Annotated in this window: 18 protein-coding genes, 1 tRNA gene and 1 pseudogene; 10 read left to right on the top strand and 10 right to left on the bottom strand. The window is 73.8% G+C overall.

Annotated elements, in window-relative coordinates; translation table 11 throughout:
- Positions 1-30: 30 nt before the first annotated feature.
- Positions 31-104 (top strand) — tRNA-Ile (locus tag ABWI07_RS40235).
- A 62-nt stretch (positions 105-166) separates the two neighbouring features.
- On the opposite strand, the gene ABWI07_RS40230 is transcribed toward ABWI07_RS40235, so the two are convergent.
- A complete protein-coding gene (locus ABWI07_RS40230) occupies positions 167-937 on the bottom strand; it encodes an enoyl-CoA hydratase-related protein (protein WP_149257515.1) in 771 nt (256 codons plus the stop codon).
- A 63-nt stretch (positions 938-1,000) separates the two neighbouring features.
- Between ABWI07_RS40230 and ABWI07_RS40225 the strand changes: the two genes are divergently transcribed.
- Both ABWI07_RS40225 and ABWI07_RS40220 read left to right on the top strand, forming a co-directional pair.
- Positions 1,001-1,393 (top strand): DUF7715 family protein, encoded by a 393-nt coding sequence (locus ABWI07_RS40225; protein ID WP_149257516.1) that lies wholly within the window; start codon positions 1,001-1,003, stop codon positions 1,391-1,393.
- A 16-nt stretch (positions 1,394-1,409) separates the two neighbouring features.
- Positions 1,410-1,700: an MTH1187 family thiamine-binding protein gene (locus tag ABWI07_RS40220; protein ID WP_141577257.1), complete on the top strand. Its 291-nt coding sequence runs from the start codon at positions 1,410-1,412 to the stop codon at positions 1,698-1,700.
- Here ABWI07_RS40220 and ABWI07_RS40215 read toward each other — a convergent pair.
- Entirely contained in the window at positions 1,693-2,439 is a 747-nt protein-coding gene (locus tag ABWI07_RS40215; protein ID WP_353821738.1) for a neutral zinc metallopeptidase, read from the bottom strand. The two genes, ABWI07_RS40220 and ABWI07_RS40215, sit on opposite strands and share 8 nt — an antisense overlap.
- A gap of 184 nt (positions 2,440-2,623) precedes the next feature.
- On the opposite strand from ABWI07_RS40215, the gene ABWI07_RS40210 reads away from it, so the two are divergent.
- Genes ABWI07_RS40210 through ABWI07_RS40195 form a run of 4 tightly spaced genes read left to right on the top strand, consistent with a single transcriptional unit; the run spans position 2,624 to position 6,222 of the window.
- Positions 2,624-3,424 (top strand): ABC transporter ATP-binding protein, encoded by an 801-nt coding sequence (locus ABWI07_RS40210; protein ID WP_149257518.1) that lies wholly within the window; start codon positions 2,624-2,626, stop codon positions 3,422-3,424.
- Complete coding sequence (locus ABWI07_RS40205) at positions 3,421-4,242, top strand: ABC transporter ATP-binding protein (protein WP_353821737.1); 822 nt, start codon at positions 3,421-3,423, stop codon at positions 4,240-4,242. The genes ABWI07_RS40210 and ABWI07_RS40205 overlap by 4 nt, the downstream gene beginning before the upstream one ends.
- On the top strand, positions 4,239-5,129 hold the full coding sequence (locus tag ABWI07_RS40200; protein ID WP_149257520.1) for a branched-chain amino acid ABC transporter permease: 891 nt from the start codon (positions 4,239-4,241) through the stop codon (positions 5,127-5,129). The genes ABWI07_RS40205 and ABWI07_RS40200 overlap by 4 nt, the downstream gene beginning before the upstream one ends.
- Entirely contained in the window at positions 5,122-6,222 is a 1,101-nt protein-coding gene (locus ABWI07_RS40195) for a branched-chain amino acid ABC transporter permease (RefSeq protein ID WP_235036572.1), read from the top strand. The genes ABWI07_RS40200 and ABWI07_RS40195 overlap by 8 nt, the downstream gene beginning before the upstream one ends.
- Here the strand turns inward: ABWI07_RS40195 and ABWI07_RS40190 are convergent.
- On the bottom strand, positions 6,188-7,444 hold the full coding sequence (locus ABWI07_RS40190) for an RNA-guided endonuclease InsQ/TnpB family protein (protein ID WP_353821736.1): 1,257 nt from the start codon (positions 7,442-7,444) through the stop codon (positions 6,188-6,190). The two genes, ABWI07_RS40195 and ABWI07_RS40190, sit on opposite strands and share 35 nt — an antisense overlap.
- A 131-nt stretch (positions 7,445-7,575) precedes the next feature.
- Here ABWI07_RS40190 and ABWI07_RS40185 point away from each other — a divergent pair, with 131 nt between their 5' ends.
- Positions 7,576-8,856: an ABC transporter substrate-binding protein gene (locus ABWI07_RS40185; protein WP_353821735.1), complete on the top strand. Its 1,281-nt coding sequence runs from the start codon at positions 7,576-7,578 to the stop codon at positions 8,854-8,856.
- 13 nt (positions 8,857-8,869) lie between these two features.
- Here the strand turns inward: ABWI07_RS40185 and ABWI07_RS40180 are convergent, their stop codons facing one another.
- The 5 genes from ABWI07_RS40180 to ABWI07_RS40160 all read right to left on the bottom strand — a co-directional run bounded on the left by ABWI07_RS40180 (position 8,870) and on the right by ABWI07_RS40160 (position 13,868).
- Positions 8,870-9,310 carry a MarR family winged helix-turn-helix transcriptional regulator gene (locus ABWI07_RS40180; protein ID WP_149257522.1) on the bottom strand — a complete coding sequence of 147 codons (441 nt, stop codon included), beginning with the start codon at positions 9,308-9,310 and terminating at the stop codon, positions 8,870-8,872.
- Positions 9,307-10,779, bottom strand: a complete 1,473-nt coding sequence (locus ABWI07_RS40175; RefSeq protein WP_353821734.1) for a DHA2 family efflux MFS transporter permease subunit — start codon at positions 10,777-10,779, stop codon at positions 9,307-9,309. Before ABWI07_RS40175 ends, ABWI07_RS40180 begins: the two co-directional genes overlap by 4 nt.
- Positions 10,780-10,858: 79 nt before the next feature.
- Positions 10,859-11,668 carry an ABC transporter ATP-binding protein gene (locus tag ABWI07_RS40170; protein ID WP_353821733.1) on the bottom strand — a complete coding sequence of 270 codons (810 nt, stop codon included), beginning with the start codon at positions 11,666-11,668 and terminating at the stop codon, positions 10,859-10,861.
- Entirely contained in the window at positions 11,668-12,672 is a 1,005-nt protein-coding gene (locus ABWI07_RS40165; protein ID WP_353821732.1) for a FecCD family ABC transporter permease, read from the bottom strand. Before ABWI07_RS40165 ends, ABWI07_RS40170 begins: the two co-directional genes overlap by 1 nt.
- Positions 12,673-12,812: 140 nt before the next feature.
- Positions 12,813-13,868, bottom strand: a complete 1,056-nt coding sequence (locus tag ABWI07_RS40160) for a FecCD family ABC transporter permease (RefSeq protein ID WP_353821731.1) — start codon at positions 13,866-13,868, stop codon at positions 12,813-12,815.
- Positions 13,869-14,001: 133 nt separating this feature from the next.
- On the opposite strand from ABWI07_RS40160, the gene ABWI07_RS40155 reads away from it, so the two are divergent.
- Together ABWI07_RS40155 and ABWI07_RS40150 are read left to right on the top strand one after the other, a co-directional pair.
- Positions 14,002-15,030, top strand: coding sequence for an ABC transporter substrate-binding protein (locus tag ABWI07_RS40155; protein WP_149257527.1), 1,029 nt, complete (start codon positions 14,002-14,004; stop codon positions 15,028-15,030).
- Between the two features lie 10 nt (positions 15,031-15,040).
- Positions 15,041-15,874, top strand: a complete 834-nt coding sequence (locus ABWI07_RS40150) for a siderophore-interacting protein (protein WP_353821730.1) — start codon at positions 15,041-15,043, stop codon at positions 15,872-15,874.
- A gap of 89 nt (positions 15,875-15,963) precedes the next feature.
- Here the strand turns inward: ABWI07_RS40150 and ABWI07_RS40145 are convergent, their stop codons facing one another.
- Complete coding sequence (locus ABWI07_RS40145) at positions 15,964-16,173, bottom strand: DUF397 domain-containing protein (RefSeq protein ID WP_353821729.1); 210 nt, start codon at positions 16,171-16,173, stop codon at positions 15,964-15,966.
- Positions 16,170-16,362, bottom strand: a pseudogene (locus ABWI07_RS40140) (hypothetical protein); the annotation flags it as partial. The pseudogene ABWI07_RS40140 and the gene ABWI07_RS40145, both read right to left, overlap by 4 nt.

Here is a 16,362-nt window from a genome sequence, read left to right as displayed (position 1 = left end):
AAGTCCCCGGACGGTGCGGGGCGACGCCACGGGGCGGTAGCTCAGCTGGTCAGAGCAGGAGACTCATAATCTCCCGGTCGCGGGTTCGAGTCCCGCCCGCCCTACACACCCGGCGAACCGTTCCCGAGAACGGAGCGGCCCTTTCCGGTATCCCCCTGTACAGGCCCTAGGCGGGCCATTCCGGGCGGCGCTTCTCCAGGAACGCCGTCATGCCCTCCTGCGCCTCCGGGGTCTGGCTGGAGGCGGCCATCACCTCGACCGCGTAGGCGTAGGCGTCCTGCTCGGGACGGTCGAACTGGGCGTACATCGCCTGCTTGCCGAGGGCCTTGCTGCGCGGGCTGCCCTGGGTGGCGCGCCGCAGGAGGTCCTGGACGGCCTTGTCGAGCTCCTCGTCGGGCACCGCGTAGTTGACCAGGCCCCACTCGGCGGCCGTGGCGGCGTCGAACACCTCGCCGGTGAGGGCCATCTCGGCGGCGCGCTTGCGGCCGACGTTGCGGGAGATCGCCACCAGGGGCGTGTGGCAGAACCAGCCGCCCTTGCCGCCGGGCGCCGCGAAGCCCGCGCTCCGCGCGGCGACGGCCAGGTCGCAGCTCGCCACGAGCTGGCAGCCGGCGGCGGTCGCGAGGCCGTGCACGCGCGCCACCACCACCTGCGGGACGGACTGGATCGTCCGCATCAGGTCGGTGCACACCCGCAGCAGGTCGCGGACGTCGGCGTGGGACGCCCCGGCCATGTCGGCGAAGTCGTGCCCGGCGGAGAAGACCGGGCCGTTCGCGGCGAGGACCACCCCGCGGGCGTCGGTCCCGCCGACCTCCTGGAACGCCTCGGTGAGCCGGACGAGGAAGGCGCGGGAGAGCGCGTTGCGGCGGCGCGGCCGGTTCATCGTGATCGTGGTGAAGGGGCCGTCGCGGTGCAGCAGGACGTCGTCTTCGCTCATGTCCCCGACGTTACGTCAGACCCTCGTCGTACGGTGGTCGGGCGTCCGCGAGCCGAGGGGGGCATGGCCTTGAAACTTCTCACCGCCACCAACTCCAGCCAGGGATTCCGCGACAACGACTTCGACTGGTGCGTCGAAGGCGAACTCGTCCACATCGGCATGGTGTGCGCCCGCGACCGGAACGATCCCGACGGCGGCTGCGGATGCGGCCGCTCCTTCGCCGGGCTCAACTCCCACCGCGCCACGACCACCGCGATGGTCCGCGAGGTCCCCGGCTTCACCGACGCCGACTACGTCCTGGCGATCCGCTCCAGCCTCGAGCAGCAGGGCTGCGACCCCTCCTTCGCCGAGCACGAGGCGGCGCTGCTGCGCTGCCTCGTGCGCGACTGGCCGGTGGGGGTGGTCGTCGAGCGGCGGCTGGATGAGATCGTGGTGAGGCAGGTCGTCCAGCCCTAGGTTCGGGAGGTGCGCGATGCTCGTCGCGTTCTCGGTCACCCCGCTCGGTGCGGGCGAGGAGGTCGGCGAACTCGTCGCCGAGGCGGTCCGGGTGGTGCGGGCGAGCGGCCTGCCCAACCGGACCGACGCCATGTTCACCACGATCGAGGGCGAGTGGGACGAGGTGATGGCCGTGGTGAAGGCCGCCACCGACGCGGTCGCGGCCAGGGCGCCGCGGGTGAGCCTCGTCGTCAAGGCCGACATCCGGCCCGGCGTGACCGGCGCCCTCGACGCCAAGGTCGAGTCGGTGGAGCGCCGCCTCAGGTGAAGCAGGCGCGCACGCCGTTCTCGCCGCCGCGCGAGAAGCTGCGCAGCCGCTGGACCGCCGAGCCGTGGTCGCCGGGCTTGGTCCACGGCGCCTTGTCGCCGATGACCTTGAAGGCGTCCACCAGCTCCTGCTCGTCGCCGTCCTCGAACTTCAGCGTGCCGTCGTCGGACGAGCCGTAGAGGACGGCGCCCGCGAGGCAGTCGGCCTGGAGTTCCGCCGCGGGCGACACCAGCCCGCGGCGGAGCCGGTTCTGGATCGCGTGGCCCCACTCGTGCGAGATCACCAGGTAGACCCACGCGTCGCCGCGCGCGTAGCCCGACCGCATCAGGTGGGCGTCCCAGGCGACGAAGTCCCCGGCCGGGCAGTAGGCCGCGTTGTCGGGTTCGAGGCGCTCGCGGCCGCACACCGGCGCCGAGGCGGGGTCGCGGCCGTCGTAGAGGCCGGCGACGCGCGGTGAGTCGTACTCACCGGTGAACAGGCGGTCCCAGTGCCGCCGCCAGAAGTCGTCGGTGATCGTCACGGCGGTTCCGACGTCCTCCTGGAACTCGCGCTCGTCGAACCCGCGCGGAGTCCCCCCGGCCGGCGCGCCGGACGCGGCCTGGGTGCCCTGCGCGGCGGGACGGGCCGCGCCCAACTGGGCGGGGTCGAACCCGCAGGCGCCCGTGAGCGCGGCGGCCAGCGCGAGAGCGCCGGCGAGAGCGCCGGGCCGCCGCGAACGGTTCCGTGCCGTCTGCCTCATGACGGGTCATACGCACCCGGGCCCCCGGAAGGTCGAACGCCCGCCCGATTCGGGCCGCACTGTGCTCCCCGCACAACCCGAACAACGTTCGATTGGACGCCCGCCACGTCTTGCCCGCGGCCCGTGGACGCAGGTCGGGGGCCCGTGCTGGGGTGCCGGTCACACGAGTCTTCTGGAGGGGCGCATGGCGAACGGGACCCTCGCGGTCCGTGGTCTGTCGGTGAGCTACGGGCGGGCGGTGCGGGCCCTGCGCGAGGTCTCGCTGGACGTCCCGGCGGGATCGGTCACGGCCGTGCTCGGCGCGAACGGGGCCGGCAAGACGACGCTGCTCCGCGCGATCTCGGGCACGCTGCCGTTCCACCGCGGCGCGGTGGACGCGGGTACGGTGCGGCTCGGCGGGCGGTCCCTGGTGGGGCTGCACCCGGCCACCGTCGTGGCGGCCGGGGTGGTGCAGGTGCCGGAGGGCCGCCGGGTGTTCGGCCGGCTCAGCGTCGAGGAGAACCTGCGGGCGGGCGCGCTCGGCGCGCCGAGCCGGACCGACGCCGCGAAGGCCCGCGCGCGGGTGCTCGCGCTGTTCCCGCTGCTGGCCGAGCGGGCGCGCCAGCGCGCCGGGCTGCTGTCGGGCGGCGAGCAGCAGATGCTCGCGATCGGGCGGGCGCTCATGGCGTGCCCGGCCGTCCTGCTGCTGGACGAGCCGACGCTCGGGCTCGCGCCGCTGATGGCCGAGCGCATCGCCGAGACCGTCCGGGAGATCAACCTGCAGGGCACCGCGATCCTGCTGATCGAGCAGAACGCGGCGCTGGCGCTGGAGCTGTCGTCGTCCGCGCACGTGCTGGAGGTCGGCGCGGTGACGCTGCACGGCCCGTCGGCGGAGCTGGCGGCGAGCGACGAGGTCAGGCGCCGCTACCTCGGCGTGGGCGGCGAGGACGCCGCCGCGCCCGGCCGCGAGGACGGCCCCTCGCTGGAGCGGTGGTCCGCGGGATGAGCGGCGGCGGGGAAGACGCGGGCGAGCTGCGCGTCAGCGGGCTCACGGTGCGGTTCGCGGGGCTGACGGCGCTGGACGGGGTGGACTTCACCGTCGCGCCCGGCAGCATCCACGCGATCATCGGGCCGAACGGCGCGGGCAAGTCGACCTGCTTCAACGTCCTGTCCGGCGTCTACCGGGCGGGTGAGGGCAGCGTGCGGTTCGGCGGGGCGGAGCTGACCGCGCTGCCGCCGCACCGGATCGCGGCCCTCGGCGTCGCCCGGACGTTCCAGAACATCGCGCTGTCTCGGCACCTGTCCGTCGAGGACAACCTGATGCTCGGGCGGCACCGCCTCACCCGGGCCGGGTTCGCCTCGGCCGGCCTGCGGCTGCCGCGGGCTCGCCGGGAGGACGCGCGGCACCGTGCCCGCGTCCGCGACATCGCCCGGTTCGTCGGCGTCGGCGAGCACCTGGCGGCGCCCGTCGGGCTGCTGTCCTACGGCGTGCGCAAGCGGGTCGAGCTGGCCCGCGCGCTCGCGATGGAACCCCGGCTGCTGCTCCTGGACGAGCCGGTGGCCGGGATGAACGGCGCGGAGCGGCGGCGGATGGCCGAGGTCGTCTTCCGCGCCCGCGCCGACCTCGGCCTCTCGGTCCTGCTCGTCGAGCACGACATGGGGATGGTCATGCGGCTGGCCGACGAGGTCACCGTCCTGGACTTCGGCAGGCGCATCGCGGGCGGCGCGCCCGAGGCCGTGCAGCGCGACCCCGCGGTGGTCCGCGCCTACCTCGGCGCCGCGCACGAGCCCGCGGCCGCCCCCGACTCGGAGGGAAATCCTTGAGCACGTTCATCGAGCTGGTGGTCAACGGGGTGTCGGCGGGATCGGTGTACGCGCTGATCGCCCTCGGCTTCGTGATCATCTTCAAGGCCACCGAGGTGGTCAACTTCGCGCACGCGTCGCTGCTGCTGGCGGGCGGCTACGTGACCGCCGTGCTGCACGACGACATCGGCTTCCTGCCGGCGCTCGGCGCGGGCGTCGCCGCGGCGGCCGCGGCGGGGGCGCTGGTGGAGCTGCTGGTGCTGCGGCGCGCCCGGGTCGAGGACCACTCGGTGCTGGCGATCGTCACGATCGGCGTCGACATCGTGCTGACCACGGCGCTGACCCGGGAGATCGGCACGCAGGTCCTGTCGCCGGGCGACCCGTGGGGCGACCGGATCGTCCACGTCGCGGGCGTCGGCATCGCGCAGACGCGCATCGCCGCCTTCGTGACCGCGGCCGTCCTGATCGGCGCGTTCCTGCTGGCGTTCCGCTTCACGCCGTGGGGCGTGGCGATGCGGGCGGCGGCCGAGGACGGCGAGACCGCCGCGCTCATGGGCGTCCGGCTGACCCGCGTCTCGCTCGCCGCGTGGGCGATCGCGGGGGCGCTCGCGGCGGTGGCGGCGCTGTTCCTGACCGTCTTCCCCACCCCGGGCCTGGACCGCGCGACCTCGTTCGCCGCGATGAAGGCGTTCCCGGCCGCGATCCTCGGCGGCCTGGACTCCACGACGGGCGCGCTCGTCGGCGGCCTCGCCGTCGGCCTCACCGAGTCGCTGGTGACGGGGTACCAGGGCGACCTGGCGTTCCTCGGGCGCGGCATCGGCGACGTGGCGCCGTTCCTGGTGATGCTCGCGGTGCTGCTCGTCCGCCCCGCCGGGCTGTTCGGGACGAGGGAGCTGTCGCGTGTCTGACCTCCGGATCCGGTGCGCGGCGGCCGCCGCGTGCACCCTCGTCCTGCTCGCCCTGCCGTTCTACCTGGACGCGTTCTGGCTGCAGACGGGCCTGTTCGCGATGTCGGCGGCGATCGGCGCCATCGGCCTGAACCTGCTGACCGGCGCCACCGGGCAGCTGTCGATGGGGCACGCCTTCTTCCTGGCGGTCGGCGCCTACGGGTACGTCTACCTCGCGTCCGACTCCGGGCCGCGCCTCGCGGGCCTCGGGCTGCCGACGCCGCTGGCGTTCGCCGGGGCGATCGTGCTCGCGGGCGTCGCGGGCGGGCTGTTCAGCCCCATCGCCGGACGGCTGCGCGGCACCTACCTCGGCATCGCGTCCCTGGCGCTGATCTTCATCGGGCAGCACCTGCTGTTCAACGCCGAGAGCGTCACCGGCGGGTTCAACGGTCGGGACGTCCCGCCGCTGGAGATCGCCGGGTTCCGCTTCGACGACGCGCCCGAGCTGGTGGTGTTCGCCGTGCCGCTCGGCGCGCTGGAGCGGCTGTGGTTCCTCGCCGTCGCGCTGCTCGTCCCGGCCGTGTGGATCGCGCGCGGCATCCTGCGCGGCCGGCCGGGACGGGCCCTCAACACCATCCGCGACCACGAGACCGCGGCGGCGGTGATGGGCGTCCCGGTGGCGCGCTACCGGGCCGGGGTGTTCGTGCTGTCGTCGATGTACGCGGGCGCGGCCGGGGCGCTCCTCGCGCTGGCGTTCCGGCGGACCGTCCCCGACTACTTCGGCGTGTTCCTGTCCCTGGACTACCTCGCCATGATCGTCATCGGCGGGCTCGGCACCGCGGCCGGTGCCGTCGCGGGCGCGGTGTTCGTCTCCGTCCTGCCCCAGCTCCTCACCCGCTTCGGCGACGACCTGCCGCTCGTCGCCGCGCCGGGCTCGGGCGGCGTCTCCCCCGCCGAGGCCGCCCGGATCCTGTACGGCGCCGCCGTCGTCGCCGTCGTGCTGTTCCTTCCCGGCGGCCTGACCGGGGCGTGGACGCGGCTGCGCGCCGCCGCGTCCCGGCGCCGGGCCGCGCGTCCCCTCACCCGATTCGAGCAAGAGGAGCAACCGATTTGACTTCTTCTCCCGCCTGAAGGCGGGAGATTCCGGCGGTCGCCCGCCGGGCTTCCTGCTTCGCCGACGAGTGCCCCGTCCGGGAGGAGTCCCGTTGAGGTCTTACACCGTCTCCACAGGCCGACACCGCCAGCCCGGCGGCCAGGATGTTGCGTGCCGCGTTCACGTCGCGGTCATGCACCGCGCCGCACCCGCACGTCCACTCGCGGACGTCCAGCGGCAGCGTCGCGCGGACCGTGCCGCAGGTCCCGCACAGCTTGGAGGAGGGAAACCAGCGCTCGACCACCACCAGGTCGCGCCCGTACCAGGCGCACTTGTACTCCAGCATCGACCGCAGTTCCCGCCACGCCGCGTCGGAGATGGCGCGGGCGAGCTTGCGGTTCCTGAGCAGGTTGCCGACGGCGAGGTCTTCGATCACGACCGTTTGGTTCTCACGGACGAGACGGGTCGACAGCTTGTGCAGGAAGTCGCGGCGCCGGTCGGCGATCCGCGCATGCACCCGGGCCACCTTCCGGCGGGCCTTGTCCCGGTTCACCGAACCCGGAGCCTTGCGGGCAAGCTCCCGCTGCGCCTTCGCCAGGCGGGCGCGATCACACTGCTCGTAGCGGGGATTGATGATCTTCTCCCCGGTGGACAGGGCCATCAGGGAGGTGATCCCGGCGTCGATCCCGACCGCCGCATCCGTGGCCGGAGCCGCAGGGATGGTGTCCTGGCACAGCAGGGACACGAACCAGCGTCCGGCGCTGTCGCGAGAGACGGTCACCGTGCTCGGCTCGGCCCCCTGGGGCAGGGGCCGCGACCAGCGGATGTCCAGCGGCGCGGTCATCTTGGCCAGCGTGAGGTGGCCGTCGCGCCAGGTGAAGGCGCTGCGGGTGTACTCGGCCGAGCAACGCGACCGCTTGCGCGACTTGAACCGCGGATACGCGGCACGCTTGGCGAAGAAGCTGGCGAACGCCGCCTGAAGATGCCGCAGCGCCTGCTGCAGCGGCACACACGACACCTCGGCAAGGAACGCCAGCTCCGGAGTCTTCTTCCACTGCGTCAGCGCGGCTGACGACTGCGCGTAGGAGATGCGGCGCCGCTCGCCGTTCCAGGCCCGGGTGCGTTCCTCCAGCCCCTTGTTGTACACCAGCCGCACACAGCCGAACGTGCGCGACAACTCGGCCGCCTGCTCGGCTGTGGGGTAGAAGCGGTACCTAAAACCCCGCCTGACCTGCCGCGCCATACCCCACGTTCTAGCAGCTGCGCTGCGAGCCAACCTGGCGGACGCCGAAACACACCGGCTTCTCCGACCTGCTCCACAAGATCCCGTTTCCTCCCCGGCCTGAAGGCCGGGGCATCTACGAAGGAGAACCGATGAAGCGCATACGAAGGCCGCGTGCGGTCCGCGTCGCCGCGGCCGCGCTGGCCGTGGCGCTGCCGCTGGGCATGGCGGCGGGCTGCAGCGGCAAGGCGTCAGGCGGGTCCGGCGGTACCGGCAAGGACGGCGTCAAGACCGGGCCCGGCGTCACCGACGACACGATCCGCGTCGGCGTCGAGACCGACCTGACCGGCGTGTACGCGCCGCTCGGCAAGAGCCTCACGCAGGCGCAGCAGCTGTACTTCGAGCAGCTGAACGCCCAGGGCGGCGTCTGCGGCCGCAAGATCGAGCTGGTCGTCCGCGACCACGGCTACGACGTGCAGAAGGCCGTCGCCGGGTACAGCGAGATGCAGTCGAGCGTCATCGGCATCGCCCAGTTCGTCGGCTCGCCGATGGTGACGGCGCTCAAGCGGCGCATCACGGCGGACAAGATGTTCGTCATCCCGAACGCCTGGTCGACCACGCTGCTCGGGAGCAGGTACATCCAGGTGACCGGCACCACCTACGACATCGACATGATCAACGCGCTGGACTTCCTCACCCGGGAGAAGGGCCTCGCGAAGGGCGACAAGGTCGGGCACGTGTACTTCGAGGGCGACTACGGCGAGAGCGCGCTCGCCGGCGCGAAGTACGCGGCGGGCGAGCTCGGCCTGACGCTCGTCGAGCAGAAGATCAAGGCGACCGACAACGACATGTCGGCCCAGGTCGCGGCGCTGAAGAGCGCGGGCGTCAAGGCGATCCTGATGAGCGCCGGACCGAAGCAGTCGGCGTCGCTGGCGGGCCTCGCCCGCGCCAAGGGCATGGCGGCGCCGATCGTGGCGAGCAACTCCGGGTTCTCCCCGCAGCTCCTGCAGACCGCGGCGGCGCCCGCGCTGCTCAAGGACTTCTACCTGGCCAGCGCCGGCGCGCCCATCTCCGCCGACCTCGCGCCGATCAAGAAGCTGGCGGACGACTACGGCAGGAAGTACCCGGGGCAGCCGCGCGACAGCGCCGTCGTCAACGGCTACACGGGCGCGGTCATCTTCACGGACGCGCTGAAGAAGGCGTGCGCCGCCAAGGACCTCACCCGCGAGGGCCTGGTCACCGCGCACCGCTCCACCACCGCCCACGACGGCGGCTACGGCACGCCGATGGACTTCTCGAAGGTGGACGAGCCGGGCACCCGCAAGACCTACATCCTGCGGACGGACGCCAAGGCCCTCGGCGGCCTGGTCGTCGAGCGGCAGCCCATGGAGTCGGAGGCCGCCGAGACCTACAAGGTCCCCGCCGGCTCCTGAGGCCCCGGCCCGGTCAGCCTTCGGAGACGAGCCGCGCCGCGACCCGGTCGAGGACCTCCAGGTCCTCGGCCGGGAGGTCGTAGAGCGACGGCGGCGGGGTGTCCAGGATCCGCTCGGCCTCCGCCGCCGCGGCCCGCCCCGCCGCCGTCGCGGTCACGATCTTGGAGCGGCGGTCGGCGGGGTTCTCGGTCCGCTCGACGAGGCCCCGCCCGACCAGGTCGTCCACCACCAGGGTGACGTAGGGGGGATCGGTGAGCAGCAGCTCGGCGAGGCCGCGCAGGGTCAGCGGCGCGGTCGCGGCGGCGATGTACCGCAGCGCCTTGACCCTGAAGAAGCTCATGCCGAGGGCCTCGGTCGCCTCGCGGCGCCGGTCGCCGCGCTCGTGCAGCAGGACCCGCAGGTTGTGCCAGGCCCGCGCGGCGGTGTCGGCGTGCTGGACGGCGGGATCGGTCATCGCGCACTCGCTCCCGTCACATCGCGTGCGTCCGGCGCCGGCTCGTCGGCGCCGAACAGGTCGGCGGTGCGCGCGGCGCTGCGGGCGGCCCGCCGGCCGGTGGTGGCCGTGCCCAGCGCCAGGACGGCGGCGGCGCATCCGGCGAGGACCCAGTATGCCGGACGGGCGGCGGAGACGAAGGCCGGCGCGGCGGCGTGCGCGGCGGCGGTCGTCCCGGCCGCGAGCACGGCGCCGATGACCGCGACGCCGAGCGCCTGCCCGATCTGCCGGCTGGTGGAGGCGACGGCCGCGGCGACGCCCGCCTGGGCGCGCGGCATCCCCGACACGGCGGTGTTCGTGATCGGCGAGTTCACCATGCCGAACCCGATCCCGAACAGCACGTACGCGGTGAACAGCGTGGCGTTGCGCGTCTCGGCGTCGAACGCGGCGAACAGCAGCGTACTGGCGAGCATCGCCGCCCCCGCGATCTGGAGCGGGAGCCGCGGGCCGCGGCTGCCGACGAGCCGTCCCGACAGCGGGGCGGACAGCGCGGTCATCGCCGCCATCGGCAGCAGGAACAGGCCCGCGTGCAGCGCCGACAGCCCGCGCACGTTCTGCAGGTAGAGGGTGTTGAGGAAGAGGAACCCGCCGAGCGCCGCGAAGCTGCTCACCGCGATGACGGTCGCGCCGGAGAACGGGACGCTGCGGAAGAAGCGCAGGTCGATCAGCGGCTCTGGGGCGCGCAGGGCGTGCACGACGAACCCGGCCAGGGACGTGGCTGCCACGAGCGCGGCGCCGTAGACGGCCGGGTCGGCCAGGCCGCGGCCGGGCGCCTCGATGATCGCGTAGGTCAGGGTCCCGAGCAGCAGGATCATGAACGCCTGGCCGAGCGGATCGGGCCGGCGCGGGCGCGGGGCGCGCGACTCGGGGACGAACAGCGCGGTCAGCACGAGCGCCGCCAGCCCGATCGGCACGTTCAGCCAGAAGATCGACCGCCAGCCGACCGAGTCGACCAGGACCCCGCCGACGAGCGGCCCCATCGCCATGCTGAGCCCGACGACCCCGCCCCAGACGCCGATGGCGCGGGCCCGCTCGCGCGGCCCGGTGAACACGTTCGTGATGATCGACATCGCGACCGGGTTGAGCATGGATCCGCCGACCGCCTGCACGACGCGGGCCGCGACGAGCAGGCCGAGGGACGGCGCGAGGCTGCACAGCACCGACCCGACGGAGAACAGGGCGAGCCCCGTCTGGAACACGCGGCGCCGCCCGAGCCGGTCGGCGGTCGAGCCGGACAGGATCAGCAGGGACGCCAGGACGATCAGGTACGCGTCGATCGTCCACTGGAGCCCCGACAGGGAGCTGCCGAAGTCGCGCTGCAGGGACGGGAGCGCGACGTTGAGGATGGTGTTGTCCAGGCTGACGATGAGCAGGCTCAGGCAGCAGATGGCCAGGACCGCCAGCCTGCGCCGGGGGCTGAGTTCGGGCACGCCGCCTCCAATCGTTATAGCCCTACAACCATTATTAGGCTACAACGATTCCGGCCGCCGCCCGTCCGGTGGGGGCGCCTCAGTTCGGCGCGGCGACGCGGGTGCGGGCGGCCGGGACGACCAGCGGGGTCCCGGTCTCCGGGCAGTCGATCACCCGGCACGGCAGCCGGAAGACCTGTTCCACCAGCTCGGCGGTGACGACGGACGACGGGTCGCCCTCGGCCGCGATCCGGCCGTCCCGCATCGCGATCATGTGCGTGGCGTAGCGGGCGGCGTGGTTGAGGTCGTGCAGGACGGCGACGACCGTCCGGCCCTCCTCGTGCAGCCGCGCGCACAGGTCGAGGACCTCGATCTGGTGCGCGATGTCCAGGTAGGTCGTCGGCTCGTCCAGCAGCAGCAGCGGCGTCTGCTGGGCGAGGACCATGGCGATCCAGACGCGCTGGCGCTGCCCGCCCGACAGCTCGTCCACGTGCCGGTCGGCGAGGTCCCCGACGCCGGTCGCGGCCATCGACTCGGCGACGACCCGCTCGTCCTCCCTCGACCACTGCCGCAGCAGGCTCTGGTGCGGATACCGGCCGCGCGAGACGAGGTCGGCGACCGTGATGCCCTCCGGCGCGATGGACGACTGCGGCAGCAGCCCGAGCGTCCGCGCCAGCTTCTTGGCGGGCCAGTCGGCGATGGGGCGGCCGTCCAGTACCACGGTCCCGGCCGCGGGCTTGAGGATCCGCGCGAGTGCCCGCAGCAGCGTCGACTTCCCGCACGCGTTCGGGCCCACGATCACCGTGAACGAGCCCTCCGGGACCGCCACGTCGAGGTCCTCGGCGATGGTGCGCTTGTCGTAGGCCAGGGTGAGCCCGGCGCCGGCGAGCCGCGCGGTCGCGTCCTTCATCACATCCGTCCCGTCTTGCGTTGGGTCACGAGGAGCCAGACCAGGTACCCGCCGCCGAGCAGCCCGGTCACCACGCCGACCGGGAGCTGATGGCCGGGGAATCCGCGCTGCGCCGCGAAGTCGGCGGCAACGAGCAGCGCGGCGCCCATGCACGCGGCCGGGAGCAGGTTCGGCCCGGCCGTGCGGGTGAGGCGGCGGGCGAGCTGCGGCGCGGTCAGCGCGACGAACGAGACCGGCCCGGCCGCCGCGGCGGCGAGCGCGGTCAGCAGTACCGCCGCGGCCAGGAGCAGCACCCGGACCCGGTCGATCGGGACGCCGAGGCCGTGCGCCGCGTCGTCGCCCATCTCCAGCATTCGCAGCGCCCGCCCGCACCCGGCGAGCACGAGCGGGCCGAGCACCGCGAGCGCCGCGATGACGGGCGCGGCGTCCGCCCAGTCGCGGCCGTCCAGGCTGCCGGTCAGCCACAGCACCGCGCGGGCCGCGTCGGTGATCTGCGCCTGGGTGATCAGGTAGCCGTTGACGCCGGTCAGGATCGCGGCGACGCCGATGCCGACCAGGATGAGCCGCTGCCCGTGCGCGCCGCGCCGCCCGGCCACCAAGTAGACGACCAGGCCGGTGAGCAGGCCGCCGGCGGCCGCGCCCGCAGCGACCGCGATGCTGCCGGCGCCGGTCAGCACGATCACGGCGAGGACGCCGGTCGCGGCGCCCTGGCTGAACCCGAGGATGTCGGGGCTGCCGAGCGGGTTGCGGACCAGCGACTGGAAGACCGCCCCGGCGAGCCCGAGCGCCGCGCCGACCGCCAGCCCGGCCGCCACGCGCGGCAGCCGGATCCGGTTCACGATGAGCGAGTCGGCGGGCGACCCCCGCCCGGCGAGCGTCCGCACGACGTCGGCGGGGCTCATCGGGAAGTCGCCGCTGCCGATGAGCAGCACGCCCGTCCCCAGTGCCACGGCGAGGCAGGCCCCGGCGACGACGAGGGCACGCGGCCGGAACCGGAACGACACCCCCGATGTCCGGACAACGACGGAACGGGTCGCCCCGCTGCGAGCTCCTTGTGGGGGGACGACCCCCCACACCCCCCGGTTCGCTCCGCTCTGCGTTTCCTGTGGGGGGACGACCCCCCACGCCCCCCGGTTCGCTCCGCTCATGAGAGGGACCTCCTGGGCCGCCGCACGAAGTACAGGAAGACCGGCCCGCCCGCGCCGACCATCACGACCCCGACCTGGAGCTCCGAGGGGCGCACGACCACGCGGCCGAGGACGTCCGCCGCGAGCATCAGGGCGGGTGCGAGGACGGCGCAGTACGGGATCAGCCGACGCAGGTCGGGGCCGGTCAGCGCGCGGACCAGGTGCGGCACCATCAGCCCGACGAAGACGATCGGCCCGCACGCCGCCGTCGCCGCGCCGCACAGCAGCGTGACGGTGACGATCGCGGCGATCCGGACGCGGACGGGGTCCGCGCCGAGCGCGCGGGCGGCGTCCTCGCCCATCGCCATCGCGTTCAGCGGGCGGGCGAGCAGCAGGGCCGCCGCCAAGCCGACCAGGACGAACGGCGCGACGCGGACGACGGTGTAGCCCTGCGCGGCGGCGAGCGACCCGACCGTCCAGAAGCGCATCCGGTCGAGGGACGCCGTGTCGAGCAGCTGCACCGCGTTCACGTAGGAGTAGAGCGCGGCGTTCAGCGCCGACCCGGCGAGGGCGAGCCGGGCCGGGGTGGCGGCGCGCCCGCCGCCGACCGCGTAGAGCAGGACCGCGACGGCGCCCGCGCCGGCGAACGCGAACCACACGAACCCGGTGAACGAGGTGACGCCGAGGAAGGAGATGGCCGACACGACCGCGGCGGCGGCGCCCGCGTTGATGCCGAGGATGCCGGGGTCGGCGAGCGGGTTGCGGGTGAGCGACTGCATGACCGCGCCGGCGAGGCCGAGCGCCGTCCCCGCGAGCAGCCCGAGCAGGGTGCGCGGCAGGCGCATCTCGCGGACGAGCGCGTACGCGGGCGAATCGGCGTGCAGCAGCCCGTCCCAGACCTGGCCGGGCGGCAGCGGCTTCGCGCCGACCCCGAGGCTCAGCACGACGGCGGCGAGCAGGAGCAGCAGCGCGCCGGCGAGCCCGGCGGCCCACCGCGCGCCCGGCGGCGGGGCGGGCGCCGGCCGCGGGGCGGGCGCGGGCGGCGCGACCGGCGGCGACTTCGTCGACGACACGTGACGGGCTCCGGGGGAGGGCCGGGGACCACCGTGACGGCCCCCACTCTGGACAAGATCTTAGGTTAGGTTAACCTAAGTCGCCATCGGCCGACCATCCGGCCGTGCACCTTGATTTGGGAGAACGTCGGAAATGTCGAACATCGGGGCACAGAGCCTCACCCGCCGCGGCCTGCTCGGCGCGGGCGGCGCCCTCGCCCTCGGGGCCCTCATCAGCGCGTGCGGAGGCGGTGACGACGCGAGCGGAACGGCCTCGCCGGGCGGCGGCGCCTGGGCGTTCACCGACGACCGCGGCACGCGGATCCGGCTGAAGGCGCGCCCGCAGCGGGTCGTGGCGTACGTCGGCGCCGCCGCCGCCCTCTACGACTTCGGCGTGGACCGGCAGCTCGTCGGCGTGTACGGCCCGACGAAGCTCGCGGACGGCAAGCCCGACCCGCAGGCCGGGAACCTGCCCGTCGACCGGCTGGAGGTCATCGGCAACGCCTACGGCGAGTTCAACATCGAGAAGTACGCCGCGCTGCGCCCCGACCTGCTCGTCGACAACATGTTCGTGCCGGGCGAGCTCTTCTACGTCCCGGCCGAGAGCAAGGAGAAGATCTTCGCGCTGGCGGCCTCCGCCGGCATCTCCACGGGCGCCGTCGCGCTGCCGAAGCCGATCGAGCGGACCGCCGCGCTCGCCGCGGCGCTCGGCGCCGACCTGAAGTCGGCGAAGGTCACCGCCGCCAAGGCGCGGTTCGACAAGGCGGCCGAGTCCCTGCGCGCCGCAGCCGAGGCCAAGCCGGGGCTGAAGGTGCTGGCGGCCTCCGCGAGCCCCGACCTGTTCTACGCCTCCAGCCCGGCCAAGAACACCGACCTCATCTACTTCAAGGAACTCGGCGTCGACCTGATCGTCCCGGAGAAGCCGGGCAAGGACGGCTACTTCGAGGAGCTGAGCTGGGAGAACGCCGACAAGTACAAGGCCGACGTCATCTTGCTCGACTCCCGCACGCAGGCGCTCCAGCCGAAGGACCTCGGCTCCAAGCCGTCCTGGAAGGACCTGCCCGCGGTGAAGGCGGGCCAGGTCATCGCCTGGCAGGCCGAGCCCCGCTTCTCCTACGAGGGCTGCGCGCCGGTCGTCGAGGCGCTCGCCGCGTCCATCCGGTCGGCGAAGAAGACGGGCTGAGAGGCGGACGATGCCGAGGACACCGGCGCACCCGTACGCCTTCTTCGACCTGCACGTCCTGCGGGCCGAGCGGCTCGGCCCGTCCATGGTGCGCGTCACCTTCGGCGGGGAGGCCGTGGACGGCTTCGTCAGCGGAGGGCGCGACCAGCGGTTCAAGCTGTTCCTGCCGCACCCGCACCAGGACGCCCCCGTGATGCCGCGCGGGAGCGGCGCCGACACGTGGTTCGCCGACTGGCGGGCGCTGGACCCGGCCGTGCGCGGCATCATGCGGTCCTACACCGTCCGCGGCAAGCGCCCCGGCGAGCTGGACGTCGACTTCGCGCTCCACATGGACGGCGCGTCCGGCCCGGCGGCCCGCTGGGCGGCGGCGGCGAGCGCGGGCGACCGCGTCACCGTCCTCGGCCCGACGGGTCCCGACAACGGCGGCTGCGACTTCCGGCCGCCGCCCGGCGCCCCGGTGGTGATGGCGGGCGACCTCACCGCGCTGCCCGCCATCGCCGGGAACCTCGCCTGGCTGCCCGCCGGGACGTCCGCGCGGGTCTGGATCGACGTCCCGCATCCCGGCGACCGGCAGGACCTGCCGACCGCGGCCGACGCGCAGGTCACCTGGGTCTCCCCCGGCGGGCTGCTGGACGCCGTGCGCGCGGCGGAGGTCCCGGACGGCGCCTACGCGTGGATCGCGGGCGAGTCCGCCGTGGTCAAGGCGCTGCGGCGGCACCTGGTGGCCGAGCGCGGGCTGGGCCGCCGCGCCGTCGTCTTCACCGGCTACTGGCGGCGCGGCTCCACCGAGGAGGACCTGCTCGCCGAGGTCGTCGCCGGCGGCAGCCCCGCCACCGAGGAGTGACACCCCGCCTCCGGAGCGGAGCACCGTCGCCGGAGACGGGCAGCGGTCCCCGGCTCGTGCGCCGGAGGCGGGCCCGGGGGACGGTCGGGTCAGTCCAGGTCGAGGGCGCCGCTCTTCACCCGCTGCGCGAACGCGAGCCACTGGGCGGAGGCGAAGACGAGCTTCGGCCCGTCGGGGTCCTTGGAGTCCCGCATGCCGACGTTCGCGGCAAGTCCCGCCACCTCGACGCAGTCACCGCCCGTGTCACCGCTACGGCTGCTCTTCCGCCACTGGATCTTCGGCACGCTACGGATGCTCACAGGTCCTCCAAGATCGAGTGAAGGAGCTTCAGGGACTCGTCCGTGGGCAGCGCCACACCCCTGATCAGATCGAAACGTAGCGCATACGCCCGAACCCAGGGCTCCGGCGTTCTCGTGTTATCGATCGTGATGTCCGATTGTGAGGCCGAGGGTGGCGAGACAGCGGCGGGGGTCTCGCTGGTGGTGGCG

The organism is Actinomadura sp. NPDC000600 (assembly GCF_040492135.1).
GTDB lineage: Bacteria > Actinomycetota > Actinomycetes > Streptosporangiales > Streptosporangiaceae > Spirillospora.
The sequence above is the reverse complement of the archived record's forward strand: the minus strand, read 5'-3'. Positions and strand labels throughout refer to the sequence as shown.